The sequence below is a fragment of the Desulfosporosinus sp. FKA genome (assembly GCF_002196785.1).
In the GTDB taxonomy this organism is placed as follows: domain Bacteria; phylum Bacillota; class Desulfitobacteriia; order Desulfitobacteriales; family Desulfitobacteriaceae; genus Desulfosporosinus; species Desulfosporosinus acididurans.
This window is the reverse complement of record NZ_NAHZ01000032.1, coordinates 486,576-499,378: the sequence shown is the minus strand read 5'-3', so window position 1 is coordinate 499,378 and position 12,803 is coordinate 486,576. Positions and strand designations below refer to the sequence as shown.

10 protein-coding genes, 1 pseudogene and 1 riboswitch are annotated in these 12,803 nt (G+C 40.6%); all 11 genes and pseudogenes read left to right on the top strand.

Annotation, left to right across the window (positions count from 1 at the left end; translation table 11 throughout):
* The first annotated feature begins 161 nt into the window (after positions 1–161).
* The 11 genes and pseudogenes from B5771_RS19235 (at position 162) to B5771_RS19185 (ending at position 12,692) form a co-directional block, all read left to right on the top strand.
* Positions 162–791, top strand: coding sequence for a DUF2238 domain-containing protein (locus B5771_RS19235; protein ID WP_242966894.1), 630 nt, complete (start codon positions 162–164; stop codon positions 789–791).
* Positions 792–844: 53 nt separating this feature from the next.
* Complete coding sequence (locus tag B5771_RS19230) at positions 845–2,671, top strand: sigma 54-interacting transcriptional regulator (protein ID WP_088188961.1); 1,827 nt, start codon at positions 845–847, stop codon at positions 2,669–2,671.
* 334 nt (positions 2,672–3,005) lie between these two features.
* The gene (locus B5771_RS19225; RefSeq protein ID WP_088188960.1) at positions 3,006–3,857 is read left to right on the top strand and encodes a 3-hydroxyacyl-CoA dehydrogenase NAD-binding domain-containing protein; all 852 of its coding nucleotides are present in this window, start codon (positions 3,006–3,008) and stop codon (positions 3,855–3,857) included.
* 133 nt (positions 3,858–3,990) lie between these two features.
* Entirely contained in the window at positions 3,991–5,334 is a 1,344-nt protein-coding gene (locus B5771_RS19220) for an acetyl-CoA hydrolase/transferase C-terminal domain-containing protein (RefSeq protein ID WP_047811985.1), read from the top strand.
* 47 nt (positions 5,335–5,381) lie between these two features.
* Positions 5,382–6,611 (top strand): thiolase family protein, encoded by a 1,230-nt coding sequence (locus B5771_RS19215; RefSeq protein WP_088189014.1) that lies wholly within the window; start codon positions 5,382–5,384, stop codon positions 6,609–6,611.
* A 132-nt stretch (positions 6,612–6,743) separates the two neighbouring features.
* On the top strand, positions 6,744–8,579 hold the full coding sequence (locus B5771_RS19210) for an acyl-CoA dehydrogenase (RefSeq protein WP_088188959.1): 1,836 nt from the start codon (positions 6,744–6,746) through the stop codon (positions 8,577–8,579).
* 199 nt (positions 8,580–8,778) lie between these two features.
* Positions 8,779–9,138, top strand: a complete 360-nt coding sequence (locus B5771_RS19205) for a hypothetical protein (RefSeq protein ID WP_242847236.1) — start codon at positions 8,779–8,781, stop codon at positions 9,136–9,138.
* A gap of 247 nt (positions 9,139–9,385) precedes the next feature.
* Positions 9,386–10,684, top strand: a complete 1,299-nt coding sequence (locus B5771_RS19200) for a plasmid pRiA4b ORF-3 family protein (protein WP_088188958.1) — start codon at positions 9,386–9,388, stop codon at positions 10,682–10,684.
* Between the two features lie 48 nt (positions 10,685–10,732).
* Positions 10,733–10,870 (top strand): annotated as a pseudogene (locus B5771_RS19195) (DNA-binding response regulator); the annotation flags it as partial.
* 175 nt (positions 10,871–11,045) lie between these two features.
* Positions 11,046–11,141: riboswitch (NiCo riboswitch) on the top strand.
* A gap of 616 nt (positions 11,142–11,757) precedes the next feature.
* Positions 11,758–11,970, top strand: a complete 213-nt coding sequence (locus B5771_RS23990) for a hypothetical protein (RefSeq protein WP_140417766.1) — start codon at positions 11,758–11,760, stop codon at positions 11,968–11,970.
* A complete protein-coding gene (locus B5771_RS19185) occupies positions 11,961–12,692 on the top strand; it encodes a protein kinase family protein (protein WP_088188956.1) in 732 nt (243 codons plus the stop codon). Before B5771_RS23990 ends, B5771_RS19185 begins: the two co-directional genes overlap by 10 nt.
* Positions 12,693–12,803: the final 111 nt, after the last annotated feature.

Sequence of the window (12,803 nt, the reverse complement as noted above, 5' to 3'; positions counted from 1 at the left end):
TTTTTATAATTCTCATAATAATGAAGGAAATCATAAAGATTTGCGGAATAGTTTGGCTGGATAGTACTATTCCCTAGCAAGAGATACCTTAACATTTCACGGACTCTTGGGCTTGGGATCGGGCTCTTGATATGAGATCAAATTACAAAGAAGGAAGTTAGGTGAGTCTTATTCAAAGATTAAAGACTATTGAGCCGCTTCATGTGGGCTTGTTATTGATTTTCTTATCTGCCCTCATTTGGTCAGCCATTAATCCAAAGGATCTTTTTACCTGGTTTTTAGAGGTAGCACCAGCCATTATAGGGTTGGCAGTTATCGTTCTTACATATCCTCGGTTTCGACTGACTAATTTAGTCTATGTACTAATATTATTGCACTCTTTAATTCTCGTTATTGGTGGACACTACACGTATGCTGAAATGCCCTTTTTTAATTGGTTGCGAGATTATTTTCACTTAGCTAGGAATTATTATGACCGTTTGGGCCATTTGGCTCAGGGTTTTGTTCCTGCGATCATTTCTAGGGAAATACTGTTGCGAAAGTCACCCATAGGGAGAGGTAAACTATTATCTTTCCTGGTAGTTTGCATTTGTCTTGCAATTAGTGCTTCATATGAGTTAATTGAGTGGGGTGTAGCGGAGGCCACAGGGAGTGCGGCGGATGCTTTTCTTGGAACTCAAGGAGATGTATGGGACACACAGTGGGATATGTTTTTTGCTTTATGTGGTTCGGTTTTCTCTCTAGTCACACTCCGGAAATTCCATGATATAAGCCTCGAAAAAAGGAAATAGAGTTTGGAATCGTTGGCTCTTTGGATACTTGAACACAAAAAGGAGGATGTGGGTTGTGTAGTTTTTCGAATCTTGTCAGCAGGCCTGAGATAGACAGAGTAGAAAGTATCGTTACACTTAATTTTCCAAAGGTTAATAAGGATCGAAAAATTTCCGAGGTTTATTTAGAATTCGGTCAATCGTATAACTATATATATGTTTTAAGCTTAGAGGGTAAATTATTAGGTGTTTTAGATCAAGCAACAATGATGCAGGTAGAAGGTCACAGTTCATTACAAAAACACGCAGGAGAACTAATAGGCAAAGCACCTAAGTGCCTTGCCATGTATAGTTCTATTATAGAAGCGCTTTCCCTCTTTCTAAAAGAGAGAGCATATGAAATTCCAGTCACAGACGAGGAAGGACGAATGCTTGGGGTATTAAAGCTGTGGTCACTGTTTGATTACCTGGTAAGAATGGTGGGGGAGTCTCAGCAAGAACTTAATGATGCTAAGAAGCTCATTGTTACTTTAGAGACGGTCGTGGAAAATCCATATGAGGGTCTTATAGTCATTGACGAAAATAGCCATGTGGTTATGATTAATAATTTCTATTTGGAGGCTTTGGGGATTACCAGAGAAGAAGCTTTAGGACATCATATTCATGAACTTACCCCACATTCTGAACTTCCAGAGATCATTCGGACAGGAAAAGCCCAATTTGCAGAGCACTGGACAGTACGGGACCGCGAATTTATGATTATCCGAGCACCTATTAAAAAAGATGGCAAAATCATCGGTGCGTTTGGCAAAACCCTATTCAAAGATATGGGTTTGGCGCATGTCTTTGCGAGAAAATTAAACCAATTAGAAGATGACTTAAAGTTTTATAAGGAGGAGTTGCGTAAAATTCACAGGGCATCCTATGATTTCGAAGATATTATTGGTGAAGGCCCTAAAATTATTGCGACCATTAATTTAGCCCAACGAGCTGCTCGAACTACCTCAAATGTACTGTTAACAGGAGAAAGCGGCACCGGAAAAGAGTTGTTTGCCCATGCCATTCATAACGGCAGTTCGCGATGCCATGGTCCATTTATAAAGGTTAATTGTGCTGCAATTCCCGAACAACTATTAGAATCAGAGTTATTTGGCTATGCCGAAGGAGCTTTCACTGGTGCACGTAAAGGCGGCAAACCTGGTAAATTCGAATTGGCCAATCATGGCACTATTTTCTTGGACGAAATCGCTGATATGAGTCTGCCAATGCAGGCTAAACTTTTGCGAGTTATCCAAGAACTTGAAATTGAAAGGGTCGGCGGAACACGACCTTGCAAAATTGATGTGCGTATTATCACAGCTACTAACCGCAAATTATATGATATGGTACAAGAACGAACGTTTCGTGACGACCTTTTCTATCGGCTAAATGTTATGGCCATTGAGTTGCCGAGCTTACGTGAAAGGCCTGATGACATTGAATTACTGGCGAATTTTATGGTCACCAAATTGAACCAAAAACTGGAGACCAATGTGGAAGGTATTTCTTGTGAAGCTATACAGATACTTCAAAGCTATTCTTGGCCGGGTAATGTTCGAGAATTGGAAAGTGTCTTAGAAAGAACGATGAATGTGGTTGACGAGTCATTCATTTATCCGGAACATTTACCAGTCCAGTTAAGGCAGTCTATCGTCGGTTCGGATGAAAATCAAGGTAGAAGGCCAAATAGGATGGATGTTTTCTTAAATTCGGCTGAAAAAGATTTGGTGCTTGACGCTTTGCGGCGGACAAAGGGAAATAAAGTAAAAGCAGCTAAAATTCTTGGAATTCACAGATCAGTTCTGTATAAGAAACTAACAAAGCACGGGCTCGATAGTGAGACTTTATCGCGGGAATTATAGTCAAGACACTATGTCTTGCAATTGAGACATTGTGTCGATTAATTGGAAGAGGATGTCTTGAATTTGCGACATAGTATCTTCAGAATAAGAGGCAATTTATCCAAAATATTTTTAAAATTCACAATGGTTAAATAAAATATATCTCTCAATGTGTTATTCTGACTAGGATTTTCCTGGTCATTTTTTCATTGCTAATATTTTACTATAAAAAATCAGAAAGTTGGATTTATTCTTGCATATTAAGCCTGATGAAAGGAGTGAAGCTTGAGGAGTTTCGATGCAAAGATCACTCATTTAATAACTTGCTATAAGTTTGATAAAAAGGAGAATAAGCGTGGAAATAAAAAAAGTTGGAGTATTAGGAGCCGGCATCATGGGTGCTGGGATCGCTCAAGTTAGTGTTCAAGCGGGATATAGCGTAGTTTTGATCGATGTAGTTCCAGAAATAGCGAATAAGGCACGCAAGACTTTAAACAAGGCCTGGGCTAAGGCATTGGAAAAAGGAAAAGTGTCAGCAGAAAATGTGGCTGATTATAATGCCAGACTAATCTGCGGCACAGATATTAATGAGTTTCGAGATGTTGATATTGTAATCGAAGCAATTGTTGAAAACATTGATTTTAAGAAAAAAGTTCATAAACAACTCGGAGAACTATGTAAAGCAGAGACGATTTTAGCAACCAATACCTCAGCATTGAGTATTACTGAGATCGCTGCGGCTACTAATCGCTCCGACAAAGTGCTGGGAATGCATTTCTTTAACCCTGTACCCGTTATGAAATTAGTTGAAGTAATTCCTGGTATTGTTACAACCGATGATACTGCTCAGACAGTCATACAATTGGCTGAGAAAATGGGCAAGGAGCCTGTACTGGCTAAGGAAAGTCCCGGTTTTATCGTTAACCGCATCTTAGTCCCATATATGAATGAAGCTGCTAACGTTTTCTATGAAGGTATTGCTTCAGCAGAGGAAATCGATAAGGCTATGAAACTGGGTGCGGGAATGCCCATGGGCCCTTTAGCACTGGCTGATATGGTAGGGATCGATATTGTCTTGGCAGTCTGTGAATTTTTCTTTAAGGAATTTGCTGATTCCAAATACCGTCCTTCATTGGCATTCAGGCAAAAAGTACGTGCCGGTCACCTCGGCAAGAAGACGGGCAAAGGCTTTTATAATTACATGTAACTTAACTTCCTAAAAGCAGAGTTTTGCGATGCATAGTTCTTTGAGATTCGAGGGACAGGAAAAACTCCGTTGCTAAGCATTGCATCGCTGGTGATATAGCCAAAACCTTCGAAAATTACAAGGGGGAATTGACTTGGATATTAGGAGTGAGTACGAGAGTAAATTTGTCTCTGTAGATGAAGCAGTTAAGGTTGTTAGGTCCGATGATGTCGTTCATTACGGTGAATTTATGATGGCGTCTCATGTTTTAGATGAAGCTTTAGCTAAGAGGAAAGATGAATTAAACGGAGTTGTTATTAATACTGTTTGCTGCCCTTTTACACCCCAAACCATTATCAGCGATCCAGAAAGAAGCCATTTTATCTATAATGATTGGCACTTCAGTGGGGCAAGCAGAAAGCTTCATGACAAAAACTTGTGTAATTATATTTCTCTAACATATCATGAGGCACCAAGCTTTTTTGACCGCGGTTACGTACCTGTTGACGTAGCTATGATCAAGGTCACTCCTCCCGATAAGCATGGCTATGTAAACTTTGGCACATCAAATTCCATGACTCATGCCATGTGTGATGCAGCTAGAATAGTTATCGCTGAAGTCAATGATGCTGTACCGAGATGTCTGGGCGGCTCGAGAGAAGCCTTACATGTATCCGAAATTGATTATTTTGTTCAGGGCGATAATCGTCCCCTTCTTCAACTTCCCAAAGTCCCTATCTCCGATATTGACAGAACGATCGCCAAAATTGTTCTCGAACAAATTGAAGATGGTGCCTGTTTGCAGTTAGGGATTGGTGCTATGCCGAATGCAGTCGGAGAAATGATCGCTCAATCGGACTTAAAAAACCTTGGCGTTCACACTGAAATGCTGGTTGACTCCTTTGTGGATATGTATGATGCCGGAAGAATTACGGGAGTGCGAAAACAGATTGACAAAGGTAAGATGGTCTATACGTTTGCGATGGGAACCAATAAACTCTATGATTTCTTGAATAACAATTCAAGTTGTGCAAGTTATCCGGTCGATTATACAAACGATCCTGATATAATTTGCCAAAATGATAAGATGATTTGTGTTAATAACGCGCTGGAAGTAGATCTCTATGGACAAGTTGCCTCAGAATCATCGGGTATGCGACAGATTTCCGGAACGGGAGGACAGTTGGATTTTATTTATGGCTCCTATAAGTCTAAAGGTGGTAAGGGTCTGATCTGTCTTACCTCGACCTATGTTGACAAAGAAGGCAAGCTGCAATCGCGTATAAAACCTGTTTTAACGCCGGGATCAACTGTTACAGTACCGAGAAGTATTAATTATTACGTGATTACTGAATATGGTATGGCAATGCTTAAGGGTAAAAGTACATGGCAAAGGGCTGAAGCCTTAATTAATATTGCCCATCCTGATTTGCGTGAAGAACTCATTAAAGAAGCCGATGCCCAAAAAATATGGGTAAGATCGAGCAAGATATCTTAAAAGAAACGATTATCAAATACCATAAACATAATGAGGGGGAATTTACGATGGCAATTGAACTTAATGATGTTGTAATGGTCAGTGCCTGCCGAACGCCTATTGGTGATTATGGAGGTTCTCTCCAACCGGTGGCGGCCAATGAGTTGACTAAGATTGCTGCTGCTGAGGCTATAAAACGTGCGGGAATTGGCCCTAAACAAGTTGATGAAATTGTGGCAGGAATGTGCTTAGGGCATGGTAATGGGTCATGTCCACCTCGAATTGTAGCGATGCAAATAGGCATGGATCCAAAATCAAGTGCCACTATGGTCAACCAAAACTGCGCCTCAGGAATGCGGGCCTTGGAAATAGCCGCCATGAAACTGCAGCTGGGGAAATACGATATTGCTCTGGTAACCGGTACAGAGAGTATGAGTAATATCCCCTACATCTCACCGACAACCAGATGGGGTGCCAGGATGGGTGATGCCAAACTACAGGATGCTATGCTTGCTGATGGGCTGGTATGTCAACTGGCTGGGTCTCACATGGGCGGAACAGCTGAAAATGTTGCTGAATTGTACGGCATAACACGGGAGGAATGCGATACGCTGGCACTTCTCAGCCATAAGAGAGCAGTAAGGGCTATTGATGAAGGCCGTTTTGAGAGAGAGATTGTTCCGGTACCCGTCAAAAAAGGGAAAAAAGAATATGTGTTTGCGCAGGACGAACATCCAATTCGGGGAGCAAGCCTGGAAAGCTTGGCAAAGCTAAGGCCGGCATTTATAAAAGACGGAGTTGTCACAGCGGGTAACTCTTCGGGGCTTAATGATGCTGCCGCCGCAGCGGTTTTGATGACCAAGAAAAAAGCTCAAGAACTGGGGATTAAACCTCTCATGAAGTTGATTAATATCTGCGATGAAGGGGTGGAAGCTCGTGTAATGGGGTTAGGTCCAGCCGTTGCAATACCAAGATGTTTGAAAGAGGCCGGAATGAACTATGGAGATGTCGATTACTGGGAAATCAACGAGGCCTTTGCGGCTCAAGTCATTGGCGTTAAAAAGAAGCTCAAAGAAGATACCGGCATCACTGTGAACATAGGTACGTTTGAACAGGATGGTAACGTTAACAATAATGGTTCTGGAATTGGTTTGGGACATCCGGTTGGTGCGACTGGATTGCGCATCATTGTCAGCCTCTACTATGAACTGGAGAGACTTGGGAAAACAATCGGCGGCGCTTCTCTTTGTGTAGGTGGAGGAGCATCGATGGCTTCCCTGTGGACAAGAGATATATAAGATTTTCCCGTCATTTACCAATAGGTTAGATGGAAAATTTGGTGTTATTACAGCGTAGACGAGTTAATCGGAGCGGTAAAGACATCTATTTTCAAGTTAAAGAAATAAACAATTAGAGTTGGAGGGAATGTAATGTCTTCAAATTTTGCGGTGAATAGTATTAGAGATTTTGAATTTATCATCCAAGAATGGCTGCCAACAGAAAAAATATTTAATTACCCCCAGTTTGCTGACTACTATTCCAAAGATGATATTAAATCGGTGCTTGAGCCAGTTCTAAAAATGTGTAAAGCAGTCATAGAGCCGACCAACGGCGAATGTGAGACCCATCCCGTTACTTTTGCTGACGGCAAGGTAACGACCCCGCCAGGCTTGGGACCTCTTTTTCATAAGCTGCAGGAAGAGGGGTGGGGGACTAGTAATATCGATGAATCACCTGAGGCCATGGTTTTACCGGAAATGCTGCATGCTGCCGCCTGGGAATTGATTTGTGCTGGCAATCCTTCCCTTATGCCTTATATATTATTGACCAGCGGAGCAGCTAACTTAATCCAAACGTTTGGTGATGAAAAATTAAAGGCAATGTTCCTTCCTAAGATGATGGACGGAACTTGGGCGGGAACAATGTGTCTTACCGAGCCTGGCGCCGGTTCTGATGTAGGGGACATTACTTCTAAGGCCTACCCAACGGAAAATCCGCGAATTTTTAAGATCCAGGGCAATAAGATATTTATCACGGGCGGAAACAATGATTTTACTGAAAATATCATCCACCTTTATTTGGCTCGCATTGAGGGTGCTAAGCCGGGAACAAGCGGCATCTCTCTCTTTGTAGTGCCCAAGTATTGGGTCAACGAAGATGGCAGCCTGGAAGATAATGATTTTGTCAATACTGGCGTAGAACACAAGATGGGTCTGCACGGTTCGGTAACGGCAGCCTTATCAGCCGGTGAAAATGGAAATTGCCGCGGTTGGCTGCTGGGTCTTGACCCGCGTGAAAATGACGGCAAGGGTGAAGGTATGGCTCAAATGTTCCAAATGATGAACATGGCTCGAATGGAAACCGGACATATGGCTCTTTCTTGCATTAGTAACGCCTTTGCCAACGCTCGGGATAATGCTAAAGAGAGAGTTCAAGGGCGCCTCATGATAAATCCCAAGGCAGGACGAGTAGCGATTATTAATCATGAAGATATTAAACGTACTCTGATGATGGGGAAAGCTCATATTGAAGCAATGCGTGCCATGATGTTTAGGGTTTATCTCGCTTTTGATGAGAGACACCGTGATCCAGATCCGGAAGTAAGGAAAGCTGCCAGTGACCTCATTGAAATATGTACTCCGCTTTGCAAAGCCTATCCTTCCGACGAAGCCTGGTGGCTCATTGGAGAAGCCCTCCAGTCCTATGGCGGGTATGGGTACTGTGAAGAATATCCTTTATCCCAAATCGCTCGTGACTCAAAGATTTACTCCATTTGGGAAGGCACCAACTATATCCAAGCCATGGATTTGCTTGGCCGCAAGATGAACATGAAGGGCGGCTCGGTTTTCAAAGCCTGGGTTAAGGAAATGGCCGATTTCTATGCAGCCAACAAAGATAACGACGCCCTGAGCAAAGAGTTTGCCATTCTAGGCAAGGCGCTAAACTCTTATCAAGCTATGCTTAAGGCAGTTGCCGAATATTCAAAGACAAATATAAGCTTGATTCCTCTTTATTCCCGTCGTATTCTTACGGCCTCTGCCCAACTATTTTGTGGTCGTCAAATTCTTGATCAGGCAATCTTAGCAGACAAGAAGGCTAAAGAAGTGGGACCAAGTCACTTTGATTATAATTTCTATACGGGTAAAATTGCGACAGCGAAATACTACTTGCATAATGTGGTTCCTAATGTCTGGGCTGTTTCAGAGATTGTTATTGACGGCGATTCCTCGGCACTCGAGGCTGCGGTTGATGTTTTTGAATATTAGATCAATGTAGAGCTGAACAATAGCCTTCAGCAAATAATCTCTTTATAGCTTCACAATTAAACAGACCGTTCATTGAGAAATCGGATCCAATGAGCGGTCTGTTTGTTATAAACAAGTTCTATAGATTTTTTCTGCAAATCATAATGTCGTATTTGTACTATGACAACAATTAACATCATAAAGCAACTAGGAGGGTTTCATGAATAAAAAGAAAATAGTTATGATTAGTATGATAAGTCTATCATTAGCGTTTCTATTGGGAGTTGTCGGTGCTGACAAATTTAATGGCGGATATAAAATTACTATTACTAATAATACTGATAAAACTGCTGAATGTTTAGAACTAAAATATAAAGTTGGCAACACAATACAAACTATTTCACAGATAGAACCCCACAAATCTTGGAGAGGTAAGATTGATACTAATACAATCCAAGGCGAGAACTCAATAATTTTAACGTACAAAGACAATAATGGTAATTCCTATGAAGAATGTGTGGTCGGATATTTGGAAAAGGGTTACGAAGGACAGGCTAATGTAGTTATTAATAAAAATTGATGGTAACGGCAAATTAACAATCGTGAGCGCAGTACGTCGAGTGCGTGATTCGTTTAATTCAATGAACAAATATTAAAATGCGTTGGTTGTGAGGATCAGAAGTTCTCACTCCAACGCATTTCGTTTTACAAGTGCATTCAGGTTGATTTCAGATTAGTCAGTTATAGTTAACATCAACACATTTCACGTGAGAAGATGTGAGAGTCAAAGCAGATTTAAAAAGGCACATCGAAGAGGAGATGAAAGCATGTTTGAGATTACGACTACTTATCTAACTCCTTTATTGCAGGACTTTAAGAGGTTTATAGATAGCCTAAAGACGGAGGAAGCAGTATTATCTCCTAAAAATCATTATATGTCTAAGGAACTCTTATGGGAATTAAATCAACTCATGTGTTTTAAGACGAAAAATGCTAACCCAAAGCTTGGTCAGGGATCATATCCACTGTTGCATATGTTTTGTCATTTAGCGTTGGTTAGTAAATTGGTAGTTATGATGCCAAGTAAGGGCGGGAGATTTCATCTAAAGGTATCAGAACGCTACGAAGAATACTTAAAATTGACGATGACCGAGCAATACTTCTTTCTTCTTGAGACACTTTGGGTCGATGTTGATTGGGAAGCTCTGCAAAAAGTGACAGATGGACGTATCCTAAATGTTCGCAATATATCCTCTGTTTGGCAAGAGTTAGCTTGGGCTAAACCGGGAAAAACGTTAAATGTTAAAGGAACGGAGTCTTCTTGGCACAGCTTATTATTTAATTGGGGAAATTTTCTCTGGTACTTCACATACTTTGGTTTTTGGCAGTTTACTCTCGATAAAGAGGCTCAGGTCGGATCACGACGTAACATTAAGGCTAAAACCCTAACACCGACAGAATTCGGAGTAACTATAGCACCAATTTTGTATAAATACAGGGACTACCTAGACTGGAATCGAGTGAATATACGAAAGGGAAATTTGACGTCGCAAGTTGTCCTTGAAGGTCAGGAGATTATAATGCTGAGTATGGGTAAGATACTGCATAGTTTTACTGAATTGACTCAAGCCCGGCAAGAAAGTTTAGAAGAACCGTTTTATAAGAAATTCGTCTCTTTGGTTCCCAAAGGTGAACTAATGCATACCCTTACTCGAGGTCACTTTGATATCACAGAAAACATGTACTTATTCAAAGTATCTTTGAGTAGAGGGAAATGGCGAAGAATTGAAATGGCGGCAAAACATAATCTTCATCAATTGCATTTAGCGATACAAGAGGCTTTTGAATTCGGCGATGATTACTTGTATAGCTTCTTTATGGATAATAAGAAATGGTCAGATGATCGGTATGATTCATCTAGCGATGAAGGGACTCGCGCAGACAAAGTATCGATTGAAGAATTGGGATTATACCCAGGTAAAACCTTTCTTTACCTCTTTGATTTCGGTAATGGATGGGAGTTTAAGGTGGAAGTGGAGGGAATACACTCACATAAGCCGTTGCCTTTAATTCCTCGAGTTGTTGGTAGGCGTGGTGAGGCACCGGACCAATACGGGCACAAGTAAGTATGGGGTGAAGACTAGTTGCAAAAATGGAGACATAAAAACTGTATAACGCCTGTACTTATGCTAACAGCCATGGATGCAGTTTCCGATCGAGTAACTGGTCTAAAGGCGGGTGCAGATGATTATCGTTGTAAGCCGTTTGCCTTTGCTGAATTATTAGCTAGGATTGAAGCTTTGCAACGCCGTGGAAGAAATTTGAAGATGCCCCTTAAAAGGCTGTTAGTAAAGAATTAGACCTAAATGCTTTGTAATATTATTAATTAATAACCTGAATCTTAACTAAATTAAAAGAGTTTTAGAGATAACCATTGACAAAATCATTTGCTAAACATATACTAATTAACAAAAAAAGTAAGTTGATATTTCTTAAATAGAGCAGGCGATACACTTCGATAAAGTGTGTGGGGCTGGGCCAGCGCAAGAGCTGGCAGCAGGATAAAATACCTGTGGGACTATAATTCCAATATAATTATAATCCCACAGGTATTTTCGTTAAGTTGGGGGTGGCATTCGTGAATTCGCTGCATTTTAGCTTCATACATAAAAATAAATTGTTTTGGATAATATTTCTCTTGCTATTTTCGTTGATGGCTGTGTATATGCCTCACAGCTTAGTTGAGAACTCAGAGCAACATAGTTATGAAACTCCGTTTAATTTTATTATAAATAATAACAAACCAGTCGCAACTCTGAGAAAATTACATGAGAAATCTAAGTCTTTCATTAACAAACTATTTAGGATGACACAAATACTATCGAATCGGCTTGTTTTAGCAACGATTCTGTTAACTTTGTTCAATATGCGACTTGGGCGCTTTTCTAAAGATTCTATTCATCATGTATTCCTTTTCCTCTGTTTCTACTTCTATGGGAGTAAATACAAGCACAATAGAATCACTCTGATTTGTTACCAGTAATTGGTGTCTAAAGTTAGACATTTATTGCGTAACTAAAGAAAAATCATAGGGTGTTTTTTGTTGTGCTTAAATATTAGCTTCACGAAATTAGGGAAACGATTTCTAATGAGAATGCCGAGGTGTGATATTAAATAACGATTATTAGGAGGATTGATTATGAGCTCATTTTCAAGATCAAAAAATAGAGGACATTACCCGGATCCAAATCATGGCGGCGGACATTATAAAAGGCCGCATGGCTCGGGAGGAATATTAGGTAAAATATTTGAGGCCTTGACAGGTTCGAGTTCAAGAAGGCATTCACTGTCTGGTTCAAACCGCCACAACAGGTATTCATCGAGTCATCATCGTAAGAGTTCATGGTCTTAAACCTATTTAGACGGGACAAATTATATAAGCCGTCTGAGCAAATAGCTAACTATATAATCGAGAAAACGATAGGAGAAGGCCGATTTGGTATCTGCTATCAGGTTTCTCAGGATCAGAAATCGTATATTCTCAAGCAACTAAAAAGGGGAATGCTTAAGAAAGCGGGAGTAAAGGCTCGATTTGAGGAGGAAATTCTAAAGAGCCTACAGCATGAGAGCGTTCCTCGGTTTATTAAAAAGATTGAATGTGAAGACTTCTATGGCTATGTACTTGAATTTAAGGCGGGTAAAACGTTCGCGGACATAATTTATCTCGATAAACACGTGTTTGCAAGAGCAGAGATCTATAAAGTAGGATGCCAACTTGTCGAAATTTTAAAGTACTTGCATTCAAAGAGCATAGTTCATAGAGATATAAGGGTGCCCAATACATTGTATGATGGTCAAACGGTTAACCTTGTTGATTTTGGGCTTGCTCGTTGGATTAATAACGAGATATACAGGGCTGATATGGATTTCGCATTTATGGGAGACTTCCTGCTGCACCTGTATTACTCTTCTTTTGAACTCAAAGGCTTCAAGAAGCGCCCTTGGTATGACGAATTACTGTTGCAGCCAAAGGAACTGTTACTTTTAAAAAGGTTAATGGGTGTCAATCAACGGTATAAAAGTATTTTTGACGTTGAAGAAGATTTTCACGAGACGTTTCAAGCCAATAAATAAGAGGTGTGGTGAAATGAAAACCTCCTGGCTTCTAATATTCATGTTCTTAACAGAATATCAAAGTCAGGGGGTTTTGCTCCAAAGCTGCAGTATTGGGAGTTAGTTCATATG

Bases quoted from the DNA above. Each gene is read 5' to 3' on its own strand.
- B5771_RS19215 (WP_088189014.1), top strand. From the start codon at position 5,382: ATGGCAATTGAACTTAATGATGTTGTAATGGTCAGTGCCTGCCGAACG.
- B5771_RS19210 (WP_088188959.1), top strand. From the start codon at position 6,744: ATGTCTTCAAATTTTGCGGTGAATAGTATTAGAGATTTTGAATTTATC.
- B5771_RS19205 (WP_242847236.1), top strand. From the start codon at position 8,779: ATGAATAAAAAGAAAATAGTTATGATTAGTATGATAAGTCTATCATTA.
- B5771_RS19200 (WP_088188958.1), top strand. From the start codon at position 9,386: ATGTTTGAGATTACGACTACTTATCTAACTCCTTTATTGCAGGACTTT.
- B5771_RS23990 (WP_140417766.1), top strand. From the start codon at position 11,758: ATGAGCTCATTTTCAAGATCAAAAAATAGAGGACATTACCCGGATCCA.
- B5771_RS19185 (WP_088188956.1), top strand. From the start codon at position 11,961: ATGGTCTTAAACCTATTTAGACGGGACAAATTATATAAGCCGTCTGAG.